This window comes from Shigella dysenteriae (assembly GCF_022354085.1).
Lineage (GTDB): Bacteria > Pseudomonadota > Gammaproteobacteria > Enterobacterales > Enterobacteriaceae > Escherichia > Escherichia coli.
Genome location: NZ_CP055055.1, coordinates 3,981,793 through 3,998,326, shown reverse-complemented (window position 1 = coordinate 3,998,326; position 16,534 = coordinate 3,981,793). Strand labels below are relative to the sequence as shown.

The 16,534-nt window shown below is 51.6% G+C and carries 17 protein-coding genes; 15 read left to right on the top strand and 2 right to left on the bottom strand.

The window, feature by feature from the left end; all coding sequences use genetic code 11:
* Window positions 1–21: 21 nt before the first annotated feature.
* The 9 genes from yghW (at window position 22) to hybG (ending at window position 7,043) form a co-directional block, all read left to right on the top strand.
* On the top strand, window positions 22–309 hold the full coding sequence (gene yghW, locus HUZ68_RS19055; protein WP_239593961.1) for a DUF2623 family protein YghW: 288 nt from the start codon (window positions 22–24) through the stop codon (window positions 307–309).
* Between the two features lie 188 nt (window positions 310–497).
* Window positions 498–1,616: a hydrogenase 2 small subunit gene (hybO, locus tag HUZ68_RS19050; protein ID WP_000145410.1), complete on the top strand. Its 1,119-nt coding sequence runs from the start codon at window positions 498–500 to the stop codon at window positions 1,614–1,616.
* Window positions 1,617–1,618: 2 nt separating this feature from the next.
* Window positions 1,619–2,605: a hydrogenase 2 operon protein HybA gene (gene hybA, locus HUZ68_RS19045; protein ID WP_001081870.1), complete on the top strand. Its 987-nt coding sequence runs from the start codon at window positions 1,619–1,621 to the stop codon at window positions 2,603–2,605.
* A complete protein-coding gene (gene hybB / locus HUZ68_RS19040; protein WP_000017680.1) occupies window positions 2,595–3,773 on the top strand; it encodes a Ni/Fe-hydrogenase cytochrome b subunit in 1,179 nt (392 codons plus the stop codon). Before hybA ends, hybB begins: the two co-directional genes overlap by 11 nt.
* Entirely contained in the window at window positions 3,770–5,473 is a 1,704-nt protein-coding gene (gene hybC / locus HUZ68_RS19035; RefSeq protein WP_000083065.1) for a hydrogenase 2 large subunit, read from the top strand. Before hybB ends, hybC begins: the two co-directional genes overlap by 4 nt.
* Window positions 5,473–5,967 (top strand): HyaD/HybD family hydrogenase maturation endopeptidase, encoded by a 495-nt coding sequence (locus tag HUZ68_RS19030; protein ID WP_033815016.1) that lies wholly within the window; start codon window positions 5,473–5,475, stop codon window positions 5,965–5,967. Before hybC ends, HUZ68_RS19030 begins: the two co-directional genes overlap by 1 nt.
* A complete protein-coding gene (hybE, locus tag HUZ68_RS19025) occupies window positions 5,960–6,448 on the top strand; it encodes a hydrogenase-2 assembly chaperone (RefSeq protein ID WP_000134014.1) in 489 nt (162 codons plus the stop codon). Before HUZ68_RS19030 ends, hybE begins: the two co-directional genes overlap by 8 nt.
* Complete coding sequence (gene hypA / locus HUZ68_RS19020; RefSeq protein ID WP_000544953.1) at window positions 6,441–6,782, top strand: hydrogenase maturation nickel metallochaperone HypA; 342 nt, start codon at window positions 6,441–6,443, stop codon at window positions 6,780–6,782. The genes hybE and hypA overlap by 8 nt, the downstream gene beginning before the upstream one ends.
* A gap of 12 nt (window positions 6,783–6,794) precedes the next feature.
* Window positions 6,795–7,043 (top strand): hydrogenase maturation factor HybG, encoded by a 249-nt coding sequence (gene hybG, locus HUZ68_RS19015; RefSeq protein WP_000334896.1) that lies wholly within the window; start codon window positions 6,795–6,797, stop codon window positions 7,041–7,043.
* Window positions 7,044–7,165: 122 nt separating this feature from the next.
* Here the strand turns inward: hybG and yghU are convergent, their stop codons facing one another.
* Entirely contained in the window at window positions 7,166–8,032 is an 867-nt protein-coding gene (gene yghU / locus HUZ68_RS19010; RefSeq protein WP_001295515.1) for a glutathione-dependent disulfide-bond oxidoreductase, read from the bottom strand.
* Between the two features lie 204 nt (window positions 8,033–8,236).
* Here yghU and gss point away from each other — a divergent pair, with 204 nt between their 5' ends.
* Window positions 8,237–10,096 (top strand): bifunctional glutathionylspermidine amidase/synthase, encoded by a 1,860-nt coding sequence (gene gss / locus HUZ68_RS19005; RefSeq protein WP_033815017.1) that lies wholly within the window; start codon window positions 8,237–8,239, stop codon window positions 10,094–10,096.
* Window positions 10,097–10,387: 291 nt separating this feature from the next.
* On the top strand, window positions 10,388–11,887 hold the full coding sequence (gene pitB, locus HUZ68_RS19000) for an inorganic phosphate transporter PitB (protein WP_000933293.1): 1,500 nt from the start codon (window positions 10,388–10,390) through the stop codon (window positions 11,885–11,887).
* Between the two features lie 47 nt (window positions 11,888–11,934).
* On the opposite strand, the gene HUZ68_RS18995 is transcribed toward pitB, so the two are convergent.
* Window positions 11,935–12,627, bottom strand: a complete 693-nt coding sequence (locus tag HUZ68_RS18995) for a dTMP kinase (protein WP_239593960.1) — start codon at window positions 12,625–12,627, stop codon at window positions 11,935–11,937.
* A gap of 173 nt (window positions 12,628–12,800) precedes the next feature.
* Between HUZ68_RS18995 and HUZ68_RS18990 the strand changes: the two genes are divergently transcribed.
* The 4 genes from HUZ68_RS18990 to HUZ68_RS18975 are packed head-to-tail and all read left to right on the top strand — an operon-like array spanning window position 12,801 to window position 16,523.
* Window positions 12,801–13,514 (top strand): dTMP kinase, encoded by a 714-nt coding sequence (locus HUZ68_RS18990; protein WP_001076262.1) that lies wholly within the window; start codon window positions 12,801–12,803, stop codon window positions 13,512–13,514.
* A gap of 31 nt (window positions 13,515–13,545) precedes the next feature.
* Window positions 13,546–14,304 carry a nucleoside/nucleotide kinase family protein gene (locus tag HUZ68_RS18985; protein WP_000339532.1) on the top strand — a complete coding sequence of 253 codons (759 nt, stop codon included), beginning with the start codon at window positions 13,546–13,548 and terminating at the stop codon, window positions 14,302–14,304.
* Between the two features lie 45 nt (window positions 14,305–14,349).
* Window positions 14,350–15,699, top strand: a complete 1,350-nt coding sequence (locus tag HUZ68_RS18980; RefSeq protein WP_000896861.1) for a lipopolysaccharide biosynthesis protein — start codon at window positions 14,350–14,352, stop codon at window positions 15,697–15,699.
* Complete coding sequence (locus HUZ68_RS18975) at window positions 15,699–16,523, top strand: hypothetical protein (RefSeq protein WP_021577964.1); 825 nt, start codon at window positions 15,699–15,701, stop codon at window positions 16,521–16,523. Before HUZ68_RS18980 ends, HUZ68_RS18975 begins: the two co-directional genes overlap by 1 nt.
* Window positions 16,524–16,534: the final 11 nt, after the last annotated feature.

Sequence of the window (16,534 nt, the reverse complement as noted above, 5' to 3'; positions counted from 1 at the left end):
ATATAGCGAATGAGGTGAACGATGAATAACCATTTTGGTAAAGGCTTAATGGCGGGATTAAAAGCAACGCATGCCGACAGTGCGGTTAATGTGACAAAATTCTGTGCCGATTATAAACGCGGTTTTGTATTAGGCTACTCACACCGGATGTACGAAAAGACCGGAGATCGCCAGCTTAGCGCCTGGGAAGCGGGTATTCTGGCGCGCCGCTATGGACTGGATAAAGAGATGGTAATGGATTTCTTTCGTGAGAATAATTCCTGTTCTACGTTGCGCTTTTTTATGGCCGGTTATCGCCTCGAAAATTGATCAAACATACGTATTATCTTGCTTTAATTAATTACACTAATGCTTCTTCCCTTCGTTTTAGCGCCCCGCCGCAGTATCATGATATCGATAACCATAATAAATGTGTGGTAAATGGCGCATCGATCGCATTATTGATTTTGCGATTGAGGCAAAATATATGCCAGGTCTTCGCAACGGAATAACTATAAATGACTGGAGATAACACCCTCATCCATTCTCACGGCATTAACCGTCGTGATTTCATGAAGCTTTGTGCAGCATTAGCCGCCACCATGGGGTTAAGTAGCAAAGCCGCTGCAGAGATGGCCGAATCGGTTACTAACCCGCAGCGTCCGCCAGTTATCTGGATTGGCGCGCAGGAGTGCACCGGTTGTACGGAATCTCTGCTTCGTGCAACGCATCCAACGGTAGAAAACCTCGTACTGGAGACTATCTCTCTGGAGTATCACGAAGTGCTTTCCGCCGCCTTCGGTCATCAGGTCGAAGAGAACAAACATAACGCTCTCGAGAAGTACAAAGGGCAGTATGTGTTAGTGGTGGATGGTTCCATCCCATTAAAAGATAACGGTATTTATTGCATGGTTGCCGGTGAGCCGATTGTGGATCACATCCGCAAAGCGGCGGAAGGCGCAGCAGCCATTATCGCTATCGGTTCCTGCTCTGCGTGGGGCGGTGTTGCCGCAGCTGGAGTTAACCCAACTGGCGCAGTCAGCTTGCAAGAAGTTCTGCCAGGCAAAACCGTTATCAATATTCCGGGCTGCCCGCCGAACCCGCACAACTTCCTCGCGACCGTTGCGCACATCATCACTTACGGCAAACCGCCGAAACTGGATGACAAAAACCGTCCGACCTTCGCCTATGGCCGTCTGATTCACGAACACTGCGAACGTCGCCCGCACTTCGATGCGGGTCGTTTTGCCAAAGAGTTCGGTGATGAAGGCCACCGCGAAGGCTGGTGCCTGTACCACCTCGGCTGTAAAGGGCCAGAAACTTACGGCAACTGCTCAACGCTGCAATTCTGCGATGTTGGCGGTGTGTGGCCGGTGGCGATTGGTCACCCGTGTTATGGCTGTAACGAAGAAGGTATCGGCTTCCATAAAGGCATCCATCAGCTTGCCAACGTCGAAAATCAGACTCCGCGTTCACAGAAACCGGATGTTAACGCTAAAGAGGGCGGCAACGTCTCTGCAGGCGCTATTGGTTTGCTCGGCGGTGTGGTTGGGCTGGTTGCCGGTGTCAGCGTGATGGCGGTGCGTGAACTGGGTCGTCAGCAAAAGAAAGATAACGCTGACTCACGGGGAGAATAACCGTGAACAGACGTAATTTTATTAAAGCAGCCTCCTGCGGGGCATTGCTGACGGGCGCGCTGCCGTCTGTCAGTCATGCGGCTGCTGAAAACCGCCCGCCAATTCCGGGATCGCTGGGGATGTTGTACGACTCGACCTTGTGCGTAGGCTGCCAGGCTTGCGTCACCAAGTGTCAGGATATCAACTTCCCTGAACGTAACCCGCAAGGGGAACAGACCTGGTCGAACAACGACAAACTGTCGCCGTATACCAATAACATCATTCAGGTGTGGACCAGCGGCACAGGGGTCAACAAAGACCAGGAGGAGAACGGCTACGCGTACATTAAGAAACAGTGTATGCACTGCGTCGATCCGAACTGTGTCTCTGTGTGCCCGGTTTCTGCACTGAAAAAAGATCCGAAAACCGGCATTGTCCATTACGACAAAGACGTGTGCACCGGCTGCCGTTACTGCATGGTCGCCTGCCCATACAACGTGCCGAAGTACGACTACAACAACCCGTTTGGTGCGCTACATAAGTGCGAGCTGTGCAACCAGAAAGGTGTGGAACGTCTCGATAAAGGCGGTCTGCCTGGCTGCGTAGAAGTGTGCCCGGCGGGCGCGGTGATTTTCGGTACGCGTGAAGAGCTGATGGCGGAGGCGAAAAAACGTCTGGCGCTGAAGCCTGGCAGCGAATACCACTATCCGCGTCAGACGCTGAAATCTGGAGACACTTACCTGCATACGGTGCCGAAATATTATCCGCATCTGTACGGCGAGAAAGAGGGCGGCGGTACTCAGGTTCTGGTACTGACGGGTGTGCCTTATGAAAATCTCGACCTGCCGAAACTGGACGATCTTTCTACCGGTGCGCGTTCCGAAAATATTCAACACACCCTGTATAAAGGCATGATGCTACCACTGGCTGTGCTGGCGGGCTTAACCGTGCTGGTTCGTCGCAACACCAAAAACGACCATCACGACGGAGGAGACGATCATGAGTCATGATCCAAAACCGCTGGGCGGCAAAATCATCAGTAAACCGGTCATGATTTTTGGACCGTTAATCGTCATCTGTATGCTCCTGATTGTGAAGCGTCTGGTGTTCGGTCTGGGCTCTGTCTCCGACCTGAACGGCGGCTTTCCGTGGGGCGTGTGGATCGCGTTTGACCTGCTGATTGGCACCGGCTTTGCCTGTGGCGGCTGGGCGCTGGCGTGGGCGGTATACGTCTTTAACCGTGGGCAATACCATCCGCTGGTGCGTCCGGCGCTGTTGGCGAGTCTGTTTGGTTACTCACTGGGTGGTTTGTCGATCACTATCGACGTGGGTCGCTACTGGAACCTGCCGTACTTCTACATTCCGGGTCACTTCAACGTGAACTCGGTACTGTTCGAGACGGCGGTCTGTATGACCATCTACATCGGCGTGATGGCTCTGGAGTTTGCTCCGGCACTGTTTGAACGTCTGGGCTGGAAGGTGTCGCTACAGCGTCTGAACAAGGTGATGTTCTTCATCATCGCGCTCGGTGCGCTGCTGCCGACCATGCACCAGTCTTCAATGGGGTCGCTGATGATCTCGGCGGGCTACAAGGTGCATCCGCTGTGGCAGAGCTATGAAATGTTGCCGCTGTTCTCGCTGCTGACGGCGTTCATCATGGGCTTCTCGATTGTCATCTTTGAAGGTTCACTGGTGCAGGCGGGTCTGCGTGGCAACGGTCCGGATGAAAAGAGCCTGTTCGTCAAGCTGACCAACACCATCAGTGTGTTGCTGGCGATTTTCATCGTGCTGCGCTTTGGCGAGCTTATCTATCGCGACAAGCTGTCGTTAGCGTTTGCCGGTGACTTCTACTCCGTGATGTTCTGGATTGAAGTCCTGCTGATGCTCTTCCCGCTGGTCGTTCTGCGTGTGGCGAAGCTGCGTAATGATTCCCGCATGCTGTTCCTGTCAGCACTGAGTGCACTGTTAGGTTGTGCAACCTGGCGTCTGACCTATTCGCTGGTGGCATTCAACCCGGGCGGCGGTTACGCCTACTTCCCGACCTGGGAAGAACTGTTGATTTCTATTGGTTTTGTGGCTATTGAGATTTGCGCTTACATCGTACTCATTCGTCTACTGCCGATACTTCCTCCTTTAAAACAAAACGATCATAATCGTCATGAGGCGAGCAAAGCATGAGCCAGAGAATTACTATTGATCCGGTAACCCGTATTGAGGGGCATTTACGCATCGATTGCGAAATCGAAAATGGCGTCGTTTCGAAAGCATGGGCTTCCGGTACCATGTGGCGCGGCATGGAAGAGATCGTGAAAAACCGCGATCCGCGCGATGCATGGATGATTGTGCAACGTATCTGTGGCGTATGTACTACCACTCACGCGCTGTCTTCCGTTCGTGCGGCAGAAAGTGCGCTGAATATCGACGTTCCGGTTAACGCGCAATACATCCGTAACATCATTCTGGCTGCGCACACCACGCATGACCATATCGTTCATTTCTATCAGCTCTCGGCGCTGGACTGGGTGGACATCACTTCTGCACTGCAAGCTGACCCAACCAAAGCCTCCGAAATGCTGAAAGGCGTTTCGACCTGGCATCTGAACAGTCCGGAAGAGTTCACCAAAGTTCAGAACAAGATTAAAGATCTGGTTGCCAGCGGTCAGTTGGGTATTTTCGCCAATGGCTACTGGGGTCACCCGGCGATGAAACTGCCGCCGGAAGTGAACCTGATTGCGGTAGCGCACTACCTGCAGGCGCTGGAGTGCCAGCGTGACGCTAACCGCGTCGTGGCGCTGCTGGGCGGTAAAACGCCGCACATTCAGAACCTGGCGGTAGGTGGTGTCGCGAACCCGATCAACCTCGACGGTTTGGGCGTGCTGAACCTTGAGCGCCTGATGTACATCAAGTCTTTCATCGACAAGCTGAGCGACTTTGTTGAACAGGTTTATAAGGTTGATACCGCAGTTATTGCCGCGTTCTATCCGGAATGGCTGACGCGCGGTAAAGGTGCGGTGAACTACCTGAGCGTGCCGGAATTCCCGACCGACAGTAAAAACGGCAGCTTCCTGTTCCCGGGCGGCTACATTGAGAATGCGGATCTGTCCTCGTATCGTCCGATCACTTCTCATTCCGATGAATACCTGATCAAAGGCATTCAGGAAAGCGCGAAGCACTCCTGGTATAAAGACGAAGCGCCGCAGGCACCGTGGGAAGGTACCACCATTCCGGCTTATGATGGTTGGTCTGACGACGGGAAATATTCCTGGGTGAAATCACCGACTTTCTACGGCAAAACGGTAGAAGTGGGTCCGCTGGCTAATATGCTGGTGAAACTGGCGGCAGGTCGCGAATCTACCCAGAACAAACTGAATGAAATCGTTGCGATTTATCAGAAACTGACTGGCAACACGCTGGAAGTGGCACAGCTGCACTCCACGCTGGGCCGTATTATTGGTCGTACCGTTCACTGCTGTGAATTGCAGGATATCCTGCAAAACCAATACAGTGCACTGATCACCAATATCGGCAAAGGCGATCACACCACCTTTGTGAAGCCGAACATTCCGGCAACGGGTGAGTTCAAAGGTGTTGGCTTCCTCGAAGCGCCGCGCGGTATGCTCTCTCACTGGATGGTTATTAAAGACGGTATCATCAGCAACTACCAGGCGGTTGTTCCATCAACCTGGAACTCTGGTCCGCGTAACTTCAATGATGACGTCGGTCCTTACGAGCAGTCGCTGGTGGGTACACCGGTTGCCGATCCGAATAAACCGCTGGAAGTGGTGCGTACCATTCACTCCTTCGACCCGTGCATGGCCTGTGCGGTACACGTAGTGGATGCTGACGGCAACGAAGTGGTTTCAGTGAAGGTTCTGTAATGCGTATTTTAGTCTTAGGGGTCGGCAATATTTTGCTGACCGATGAAGCCATCGGTGTGCGGATTGTCGAAGCGTTAGAGCAACGATACATTCTGCCGGATTATGTTGAGATCCTCGATGGCGGCACGGCGGGAATGGAGCTACTTGGCGACATGGCAAATCGCGATCATCTGATTATTGCGGATGCCATTGTGTCGAAGAAGAGCGCGCCGGGAACGATGATGATCCTGCGGGATGAAGAAGTTCCGGCGTTGTTTACCAACAAAATCTCTCCGCATCAGCTTGGCCTGGCCGACGTCTTGTCGGCCCTGCGCTTCACCGGCGAGTTTCCGAAAAAGCTGACCCTGGTCGGCGTAATTCCGGAATCCCTGGAGCCATACATCGGCTTAACGCCGACGGTTGAAGCAATGATTGAACCTGCGCTTGAGCAGGTTCTGGCTGCGCTGCGTGAATCTGGCGTGGAAGCCATCCCACGGGAGGCGATTCATGACTGAAGAGATAGCAGGTTTCCAGACCTCCCCGAAGGCGCAAGTACAGGCAGCGTTTGAAGAAATTGCCCGGCGTTCGATGCACGATCTCTCTTTTCTGCATCCTTCAATGCCGGTGTATGTTTCTGATTTTACGCTGTTCGAAGGTCAGTGGACGGGGTGTGTGATCACCCCGTGGATGCTGAGTGCAGTTATCTTCCCCGGCCCGGATCAACTCTGGCCGCTGCGCAAAGTGAGTGAAAAAATCGGTCTGCAACTGCCGTATGGCACCATGACCTTTACCGTTGGCGAACTGGACGGTGTTTCGCAATACCTCTCCTGTTCGCTGATGTCACCGCTTTCGCACAGTATGTCGATTGAAGAGGGCCAACGCCTGACGGATGACTGCGCACGAATGATCCTTTCGCTGCCAGTCACGAATCCGGATGTACCACACGCAGGGCGTCGCGCCCTGCTGTTTGGTCGCAGGAGTGGCGAAAATGCATGAGTTGTCGCTTTGCCAGAGTGCCGTTGAAATTATCCAACGGCAGGCGGAGCAGCACGATGTTAAGCGCGTCACCGCCGTGTGGCTGGAAATTGGCGCGCTCTCCTGCGTTGAGGAGAGCGCCGTCCGTTTTAGTTTTGAAATTGTCTGCCACGGAACGGTGGCGCAAGGGTGCGATTTACATATCGTCTATAAACCCGCCCAGGCCTGGTGCTGGGATTGCAGCCAGGTGGTGGAGATTCATCAGCACGATGCGCAGTGTCCGCTCTGTCATGGCGAGCGGTTGCGTGTCGATACCGGCGATTCGCTGATCGTCAAAAGTATTGAAGTTGAATAACCGGAGTTAACAATGTGTATTGGCGTTCCAGGCCAGGTGCTGGCTGTCGGTGAAGATATTCACCAGCTTGCGCAGGTTGAAGTATGTGGTATCAAGCGCGACGTGAATATCGCCCTGATTTGTGAAGGTAACCCTGCCGATCTACTGGGCCAGTGGGTGCTGGTACACGTCGGATTTGCCATGAGCATCATCGACGAAGATGAAGCCAAAGCCACATTAGACGCACTGCGCCAAATGGATTACGACATTACCAGCGCGTGATGATTAGCTTTCGTAGGTCTGATAAGACGCGGCAGCGTCGCATCAGGCATTGTGCTCGATTGCCGGATGCGGCGTGAACGCCTTATCCGGCCTGGATGGCTTGCTGCGACGAACACCAATCCTTACCCCTGACGCTTATCTTCCGTATTCGTCTCAAAATCACTGGCGTCATGGCGCTCATGCAACTGCTCGTTCAGCGGCCCGTTGGTGCGGTTAACAATACGCCCACGCTTCACTGCCGGACGTTCGCCCACTTCTTTCGCCCAGCGTTGCACATGTTTATAACTTCCCGCATCCAGAAACTCTGCGGCATCATACACGCCGCCGAGCACCACGTTGCCAAACCACGGCCAAATCGCCATATCCGCAATGGTGTACTCATCGCCCGCAACAAACTTATGCTGCGCCAGTTGCTTATCCAGCACGTCGAGCAGGCGCTTGGCTTCCATGGTAAAGCGATTGATGGCGTACTCAATTTTCACCGGCGCGTAATGGTAAAAGTGACCAAAACCACCGCCGAGGAACGGTGCCGCGCCCTGTAACCAGAACAGCCAGTTCATCGTTTCAGTCCGTTTTGCCAGATCCTGCGGCAGGAAGTAGCCAAATTTCTCCGCCAGATAAAGCAGAATCGATCCTGACTCAAACACGCGGATCGGCGGATTATGGGTATGATCGCGCAGCGCCGGGATCTTCGAATTTGGGTTCACTTCGACAAAGCCGCTGGAGAATTGATCGCCATCGCCTATGCGTATCAGCCACGCGTCGTACTCTGCACCAGTAACGCCCAGCGCCAGCAGCTCCTCAAGCATAATCGTTACTTTCTGACCGTTCGGCGTTCCCAGCGAATAAAGTTGCAATGGATGTTTGCCAACGGGCAGCGTTTTTTCATGCGTCGGACCAGAAACCGGGCGATTGATATTGGCGAACGCGCCGCCAGCGGATTTATCCCACGTCCAGACTTTCGCGGGCTGATAAGTATTGTCTGTCATAGTGAGTTGCCTTCTGAGTGGTAGTGTTGAAGCAGTGTAGCAGGTCACTTGCTGTACAGAATGTGAATTTTTTAACCCTTTGCGCCAGCCGCTGCGATGAGGTGTATGATTAGTCTGACCTCTGTCCGGTTAATGTCGCTGAGCAGGTAATCAGAGCACAACAATTACGCCAACTGCTTAGGTTGTATTGTTAAAGGTAAAGTGATGAGCAAAGGAACGACCAGCCAGGATGCCCCGTTCGGGACATTATTGGGCTACGCCCCAGGTGGGGTAGCAATCTACTCTTCAGATTACAGTTCTCTCGATCCGCAGGAATACGAAGATGACGCCGTATTCCGTAGCTATATCGACGACGAATATATGGGCCACAAATGGCAATGCGTTGAATTTGCTCGCCGTTTTCTCTTTCTGAATTACGGTGTGGTCTTCACTGACGTGGGTATGGCGTGGGAGATTTTCTCGCTGCGCTTCCTGCGTGAAGTGGTTAATGACAACATCCTGCCATTGCAGGCATTTCCTAACGGCTCGCCGCGTGCGCCGGTCGCGGGTGCGCTTCTTATCTGGGATAAAGGCGGTGAATTTAAAGACACTGGCCATGTCGCCATCATTACCCAATTGCATGGCAACAAAGTCCGTATTGCGGAACAGAACGTGATTCATTCCCCGTTGCCGCAAGGGCAACAGTGGACGCGCGAACTGGAGATGGTGGTCGAAAACGGCTGCTATACCCTTAAAGACACTTTTGATGACACCACCATTCTGGGCTGGATGATCCAGACGGAAGATACTGAATACAGCTTACCGCAGCCGGAAATTGCAGGCGAGCTGCTGAAAATCAGCGGAGCGCGTCTGGAAAACAAAGGCCAGTTTGACGGTAAATGGCTGGATGAAAAAGATCCGCTGCAAAACGCCTATGTGCAGGCCAACGGTCAGGTGATCAATCAGGATCCGTATCATTACTACACCATTACCGAGAGCGCCGAGCAGGAGCTGATTAAAGCCACCAACGAGCTGCACCTGATGTATCTTCACGCAACCGACAAGGTGCTGAAAGATGACAACCTGCTGGCGCTGTTCGACATTCCGAAAATCCTCTGGCCACGTTTGCGTCTCTCCTGGCAGCGTCGCCGTCACCATATGATCACCGGTCGTATGGATTTCTGCATGGATGAGCGTGGTCTGAAGGTTTACGAGTACAACGCCGACTCCGCCTCATGTCATACCGAAGCGGGCTTGATCCTCGAACGTTGGGCGGAGCAGGGCTATAAAGGCAACGGCTTCAATCCGGCGGAAGGGCTGATTAACGAACTGGCTGGTGCCTGGAAACACAGTCGTGCACGTCCGTTTGTCCATATCATGCAGGACAAAGATATCGAGGAAAACTATCACGCGCAGTTTATGGAGCAGGCGCTGCACCAGGCGGGCTTTGAAACGCGTATCTTGCGCGGGCTGGATGAACTGTGCTGGGATGCTGCCGGGCAACTGATTGATGGGGAAGGACGGCTGGTTAACTGCGTGTGGAAAACCTGGGCGTGGGAAACCGCGTTTGATCAGATTCGTGAAGTTAGCGACCGTGAGTTTGCTGCGGTGCCGATCCGTACCGGTCATCCGCAAAACGAAGTGCGTCTTATCGACGTATTGCTGCGCCCGGAAGTGCTGGTCTTTGAGCCGCTGTGGACGGTGATCCCCGGCAACAAAGCGATTCTGCCGATCCTCTGGTCGCTGTTCCCGCACCATCGTTACCTGCTGGATACCGATTTCACTGTTAATGATGAATTGGTGAAAACAGGTTACGCAGTGAAACCGATCGCCGGTCGCTGTGGTAGCAATATCGACCTGGTCAGCCATCATGAAGAAGTGCTGGACAAAACCAGCGGTAAATTTGCCGAGCAGAAAAACATCTATCAGCAACTGTGGTGTTTGCCGAAAGTGGACGGTAAATACATTCAGGTATGTACCTTCACCGTTGGCGGCAACTACGGTGGGACGTGTTTGCGCGGTGATGAATCACTGGTCATCAAAAAAGAGAGTGATATTGAACCGTTAATTGTGGTGAAAGAGTAATACATGTTGTAGCAATCCCGTACTGATTATGAAGAATAGTCAGTACGGGGATTAATCAAAATATTCAATATTTATATATTCAAATATTTATTCATTTCATATGTGAATACATTAACCAGCAGAATGCCTGTGTTCTAATTATTTCTAAAGATTTTTAATGAATGCTTATTGTCTGATACACAAGAAATAACACTCTTTTTATCGTTAAAAAATGATATTTCACTTTGCCCACACCGTTAAAGTCACTGATAATGCGTCCGTTCGTAAATTCAAAATGGCGTAATCTAATATATGCTAAATTTATTTGTTGGCCTTGATATATACACAGGGCTTTTGTTATTACTTGCTCTGGCATTTGTGTTGTTCTACGAAGCAATCAATGGTTTTCATGACACGGCGAATGCGGTGGCAACCGTTATTTATACTCGTGCCATGCAACCACAACTTGCTGTGGTGATGGCGGCATTTTTTAACTTTTTTGGCGTGTTATTGGGCGGACTTAGCGTTGCCTATGCCATTGTCCATATGTTACCAACCGATTTGTTGCTGAATATGGGGTCAACCCACGGTCTGGCGATGGTCTTTTCCATGCTGCTAGCGGCGATTATCTGGAACTTGGGAACGTGGTTCTTTGGTTTACCGGCCTCCAGTTCGCATACCTTGATTGGCGCGATTATCGGCATCGGTTTAACCAACGCGCTGTTAACCGGCTCATCGGTGATGGATGCGTTAAACCTGCGTGAAGTGACCAAAATTTTCTCCTCGCTGATTGTTTCCCCTATCGTCGGCCTGGTCATTGCGGGAGGCCTGATATTCCTGCTGCGACGCTACTGGAGCGGGACGAAAAAGCGTGACCGTATTCACCGCATTCCGGAAGATCGCAAAAAGAAAAAAGGCAAACGTAAGCCGCCATTCTGGACGCGTATTGCGCTGATTGTTTCCGCTGCGGGCGTGGCGTTTTCGCACGGCGCGAACGACGGACAGAAAGGGATCGGCCTGGTGATGCTGGTACTGGTGGGGATTGCCCCTGCTGGCTTCGTCGTCAATATGAACGCGTCCGGCTATGAAATTACCCGTACCCGCGATGCCGTCACCAACTTCGAACACTACCTGCAACAGCATCCTGAACTGCCGCAGAAGTTGATTGCGATGGAACCTCCATTGCCTGCGGCATCGACTGATGGCATGCAAGTAACGGAGTTTCACTGTCATCCGGCAAATACCTTTGATGCGATTGCGCGCGTTAAAACGATGCTGCCAGGCAATATGGAAAGTTACGAGCCGTTAAGCGTGAGTCAGCGCAGCCAGCTGCGCCGCATTATGCTGTGCATCTCTGATACCTCCGCGAAGCTGGCGAAACTGCCAGGCGTCAGTAAAGAAGACCAGAACCTGCTGAAAAAACTTCGCAGCGATATGTTAAGCACCATTGAGTACGCTCCGGTGTGGATCATCATGGCGGTAGCACTGGCGCTCGGCATTGGCACCATGATTGGCTGGCGTCGTGTAGCGATGACCATCGGTGAGAAGATTGGTAAGCGCGGCATGACGTATGCGCAAGGCATGGCGGCACAAATGACGGCGGCAGTGTCTATCGGTCTTGCCAGTTATATTGGGATGCCCGTCTCCACAACACACGTCCTCTCGTCTGCAGTTGCAGGGACGATGGTGGTGGACGGCGGTGGGTTACAGCGTAAAACGGTAACCAGCATCCTGATGGCATGGGTGTTTACTTTACCGGCGGCAATTTTTCTTTCTGGTGGGCTGTACTGGATAGCATTGCAGTTGATTTAACCTTCCTGAAATGCCCGGTCCTGGCGATCGGGCATTTCCATTTTTGACTAGTGATAACCACGCGCGGTCATAAAATCCGTAATCGCTTTTTCTGCATCAATCAGCACCTGTTCCAGTGGCTGATTGGCGTCGATATCAACCAGTTGTGCACCACAAAAGGTTAACTGTGGCGTTATGGCTATCTTTCTTGCCAGCGATTCCCTTTTGTGGTCAGGCTTACGCGCGCAGGCCACGTCTAGATCGACATTGAGTTTGATGACCAGATCAGGCTTATGGCTCGCCATCCAGTGAAACGCTTTACGTTCTTGGCTTGCCAGCCATGAGACAAAACGACCACCTTCAACGTTAGGTGGGAACACCGTACCATCGTAAGCGCCAGGAATTTGGTCCTGAGGATAACGGTCGGTTAGAACAATTAACCCGCGACGACGACAGGCAAGCATATGACGAAAGCGCAGTAAGCGACGGGCGACAAACGCTGTAATTACCAGCGCCGGAACTGGTCCTGGCAATTTTTTTGCTGTTTTCACCTGATTTCGTTCAATTGTTTTATGTAAGGATTTTCCCATCAACGGTAATTTTGTCACTGCACGACCGACATTTCCGGCTTGTTTTCCTAAATGAACTCTTTCGGCAGCACCATATTTTTCGACAACGGTAATGAGATGTTCACACACCGTTGACTTGCCTGAACCATCGCTACCAATAACGGCAATTAATGGAGGTGTTATTGACTGCATGAATATATCCTTAAATTTAAATATCCATCCAAAATATTTATTTGGTTAATATGTTTTTATGAAAGCGTAATTCAGGTCAATGTCACAATTAACCATTGTCACAATAAGGTTGAACGGATATTCTGAGCACGGACCACGTAATATTCAATACATTATTTACTGCCGGGTTTTTCGTGAATCAACGTAATATGTCAATAATTAATTCCACGCCAGTGCGTGTTATTGCCATTGTAGGATGTGATGGTTCAGGTAAATCGACCCTCACGGCAAGCCTGGTAAATGAACTGGCAGCAAGAATGCCAACAGAACGCATTTATCTCGGGCAATCGTCCGGGCGAATTGGCGAATGGATTTCACAGCTCCCTGTTATTGGCGCACCTTTTGGGCGTTATCTGCGAAGTAAAGCGGCACATGTGCACGAAAAGCCCTCAACACCGCCTGGCAATATTACTGCGCTGGTTATCTATCTGCTTTCCTGCTGGCGGGCGTACAAGTTTCGCAAAATGTTGTGTAGAAGCCAGCAAGGCCATCTGCTCATCACCGACCGCTACCCGCAGGTTGAAGTGCCGGGTTTTCGCTTTGATGGCCCGCAATTGGCAAAAACCACGGGCGGTAACGGTTGGATAAAAATGTTAAGGCAGCGCGAGTTGAAGCTGTACCAATGGATGGCGTCTTATTTACCCGTATTGTTGATTCGTCTTGGCATTGATGAACAAACCGCGTTTGCGCGTAAACCTGACCACCAACTGGCAGCGTTACAGGAAAAAATCGCCGTTACGCCGCAACTGACATTCAATGGCGCAAAGATCCTTGAACTGGATGGTCGGCAACCAGCCGATGAAATTCTGCAAGCGTCACTACGCGCAATTCACGCCGCGCTTTCCTGATCACCAAAATGGATAGGGGATGATTTAACGAATGGATGCACTACAAACACAAACTGTTAATAGTACAACCGCGCCGCAGCCCAACTACATTCCGGGGCTGATTGCGGTGGTCGGGTGTGATGGCACCGGTAAATCCACACTGACCACCGACCTGGTGAAATCGCTGCAACAACACTGGCAAACCGAGCGGCGCTATTTGGGGCTGCTCTCGGGCGAAGACGGCGACAAAATAAAACGATTGCCGTTGGTTGGCGTCTGGCTGGAACGGCGACTGGCGGCCAAATCCTCGAAAACCCAAAGCATGAAAACCAAATCTCCGGCGCTATGGGCGGCGGTGATTATGTACTGCTTCTCGCTGCGAAGAATGGCGAATCTACGCAAGGTTCAGCGACTGGCGCAAAGTGGCGTTCTGGTGGTCAGCGATCGCTTCCCGCAGGCTGAAATTTCGGGCTTTTATTATGATGGACCGGGGATTGGCGTCGAACGTGCGACCGGGAAAATAAGCATGTTTCTGGCGCAGCGCGAACGGCGTTTATACCAACAAATGGCGCAATATCGCCCGGAATTAATTATTCGCCTGGGCATTGATATTGAGACTGCCATCTCCCGCAAGCCTGACCATGACTATGCCGAGCTGCAGGACAAAATCGGTGTTATGTCGACGATTGGCTATAACGGCACAAAAATTCTTGAGATTGATTCCAGAGCGCCCTACAGCGAAGTGCTGGAACAGGCACAGAAGGCGGTTTCTCTGGTTGCCATCGTTTCTGACCGCCGAAGTTTAACTTAAGGCTGGCGGGATACTTTTTACTATCAACGATAAGGTCAGGCTGAATTGGCGGGTTTTAACATCAAACATTGGTTTGCAGATGGCGCGTTTCGCACCATTATTCGCAATAGCGCCTGGTTAGGCTCCAGTAATGTCGTGAGCGCCTTGCTGGGTCTGTTGGCGCTCTCGTGTGCCGGTAAAGGGATGACGCCCGCCATGTTTGGCGTACTGGTGATTGTACAATCGTACGCCAAGTCGATCAGCGATTTTATTAAGTTTCAGACATGGCAGCTGGTGGTTCAGTACGGAACACCAGCATTAACCAACAATAATCCGCAGCAATTCCGCAATGTCGTCTCATTTTCCTTCTCGCTGGATATCGTCAGCGGCGCGGTGGCGATTGTCGGCGGCATTGCCTTACTGCCATTCCTTTCCCATTCATTAGGTCTGGATGACCAAAGCTTTTGGCTGGCGGCGCTGTATTGCACGCTCATTCCTTCAATGGCTTCCTCCACGCCGACCGGCATTCTGCGTGCGGTAGATCGCTTTGATTTGATTGCTGTACAGCAGGCGACGAAACCTTTTCTGCGCGCAGCGGGGAGCGTCGCAGCCTGGTATTTTGACTTTGGTTTTGCGGGTTTTGTTATTGCCTGGTACGTGTCGAATCTGGTTGGCGGCACCATGTACTGGTGGTTTGCCGCGCACGAATTACGCCGCAGAAATATCCATAACGCCTTCAAATTGAATCTGTTTGAGTCTGCCCGACACATTAAAGGCGCGTGGAGTTTTGTCTGGTCAACCAACATTGCCCACTCCATCTGGTCGGCGCGTAACTCGTGCAGCACAGTGTTGGTGGGGATCGTGTTAGGACCCGCTGCCGCCGGGTTATTTAAAATCGCCATGACATTCTTCGACGCCGCCGGAACGCCAGCGGGTTTGCTGGGTAAAAGTTTTTACCCAGAGGTGATGCGTTTAGATCCGCGCACCACCAGACCGTGGTTGTTAGGCGTGAAGTCCGGTTTACTGGCGGGCGGAATCGGTATTCTGGTGGCGCTCGCGGTGTTGATCGTCGGCAAGCCGCTCATTTCGCTGGTGTTTGGCGTTAAGTATCTCGAAGCGTATGACCTGATTCAGGTGATGCTGGGCGCAATTGTGATCTCGATGCTGGGCTTCCCTCAGGAGTCATTGCTATTGATGGCGGGAAAACAGCGCGCTTTTCTCGTGGCGCAAACCATCGCCTCAATCGGCTACATCGTATTGCTGTTCATGTTCTGTCATCTGTTTGGCGTGCTGGGAGCAGCGTTTGCTTATTTCGGCGGTCAATGTCTGGATGTGGTGCTTTCGCTAATTCCGACCTTAAAGGCATTTTTTCAGCGCCATTCCTTGCTTTATAACGCAGCCGGAGAGAAATCCTGATGATGAGAAAATATTTCCCGCTTGAGGCGAGCGAGCATCTATTTGTTGCGATTGAGGAAGATGATGTTGTTGATGCCCAGGTCAGTTTGCCGCCGACTATCGCACTAAGTTGTACCACCGAAATCATCCATGATAATTACGCGTTATGCCTGCAATTCTGGCTCAATGGCGTTGATCGTCAGGAATTACTTCGTTTAATTCGCAAACAAGCCAAAGGCGATGAGCTGACGACAGACGAGCGTAAACAGTTTAAATACATGCGAGCGCGCTACAAGCACCTGCGTTTTGCGCAACGGCTGTATTTAAAGAAGCATCAGGCCGGATTTTTATTCGGCAAAACGACCGTTTTTCTGGGACGTTTTCAGGACGGATTTCGTAACGGTAAGAAAAATATTGTGTCGTATTACGGCAACCTGTTACGAATTTATTTAAGCTCTCCGGTCTGGTCGTTGGTGAACTATTCATTACGCCATAGCCAGTTAGAAAGCGTAAGCGGTTTTATTGCCTATCGGCAAAAGCAAATGCATACCCTGAAAGAGATTATTGCCAAACCGCGACTAACCGGCAGGGAATTTCATGATGTGCGAAAAATCATCAGCCAGCAGGTTTCTTATTACGACACCTTAAGATCGCTTGATCCTGAAAATAAAGAGGCGTTACAGATTTCCCGTTTCCTCGCCGCCATTAATGGCCTGATGGGGGATAAACACGACGACATGGTGGCGGATGATATGGAAAACCGCCAGTCGTATGATGCACCGGTGGCGCTGGATAGCGATATTCGTCAGCGCTTAGAGCTGCTGATTTCGCGTTTTCCGCTATAACCGGAGCAATG

Excerpts from the sequence above, each read along its gene's own strand:
- hybB (WP_000017680.1), top strand. The coding sequence starts at position 2,595 with ATGAGTCATGATCCAAAACCGCTGGGCGGCAAAATCATCAGTAAACCG.
- HUZ68_RS18975 (WP_021577964.1), top strand. The coding sequence starts at position 15,699 with ATGATGAGAAAATATTTCCCGCTTGAGGCGAGCGAGCATCTATTTGTT.
- hybC (WP_000083065.1), top strand. The coding sequence starts at position 3,770 with ATGAGCCAGAGAATTACTATTGATCCGGTAACCCGTATTGAGGGGCAT.
- pitB (WP_000933293.1), top strand. The coding sequence starts at position 10,388 with ATGCTAAATTTATTTGTTGGCCTTGATATATACACAGGGCTTTTGTTA.
- yghU (WP_001295515.1), bottom strand. The coding sequence starts at position 8,032 with ATGACAGACAATACTTATCAGCCCGCGAAAGTCTGGACGTGGGATAAA.
- HUZ68_RS19030 (WP_033815016.1), top strand. The coding sequence starts at position 5,473 with ATGCGTATTTTAGTCTTAGGGGTCGGCAATATTTTGCTGACCGATGAA.
- yghW (WP_239593961.1), top strand. The coding sequence starts at position 22 with ATGAATAACCATTTTGGTAAAGGCTTAATGGCGGGATTAAAAGCAACG.
- hybG (WP_000334896.1), top strand. The coding sequence starts at position 6,795 with ATGTGTATTGGCGTTCCAGGCCAGGTGCTGGCTGTCGGTGAAGATATT.
- HUZ68_RS18995 (WP_239593960.1), bottom strand. The coding sequence starts at position 12,627 with ATGCAGTCAATAACACCTCCATTAATTGCCGTTATTGGTAGCGATGGT.
- hypA (WP_000544953.1), top strand. The coding sequence starts at position 6,441 with ATGCATGAGTTGTCGCTTTGCCAGAGTGCCGTTGAAATTATCCAACGG.
- gss (WP_033815017.1), top strand. The coding sequence starts at position 8,237 with ATGAGCAAAGGAACGACCAGCCAGGATGCCCCGTTCGGGACATTATTG.
- hybE (WP_000134014.1), top strand. The coding sequence starts at position 5,960 with ATGACTGAAGAGATAGCAGGTTTCCAGACCTCCCCGAAGGCGCAAGTA.
- hybO (WP_000145410.1), top strand. The coding sequence starts at position 498 with ATGACTGGAGATAACACCCTCATCCATTCTCACGGCATTAACCGTCGT.
- HUZ68_RS18985 (WP_000339532.1), top strand. The coding sequence starts at position 13,546 with ATGGATGCACTACAAACACAAACTGTTAATAGTACAACCGCGCCGCAG.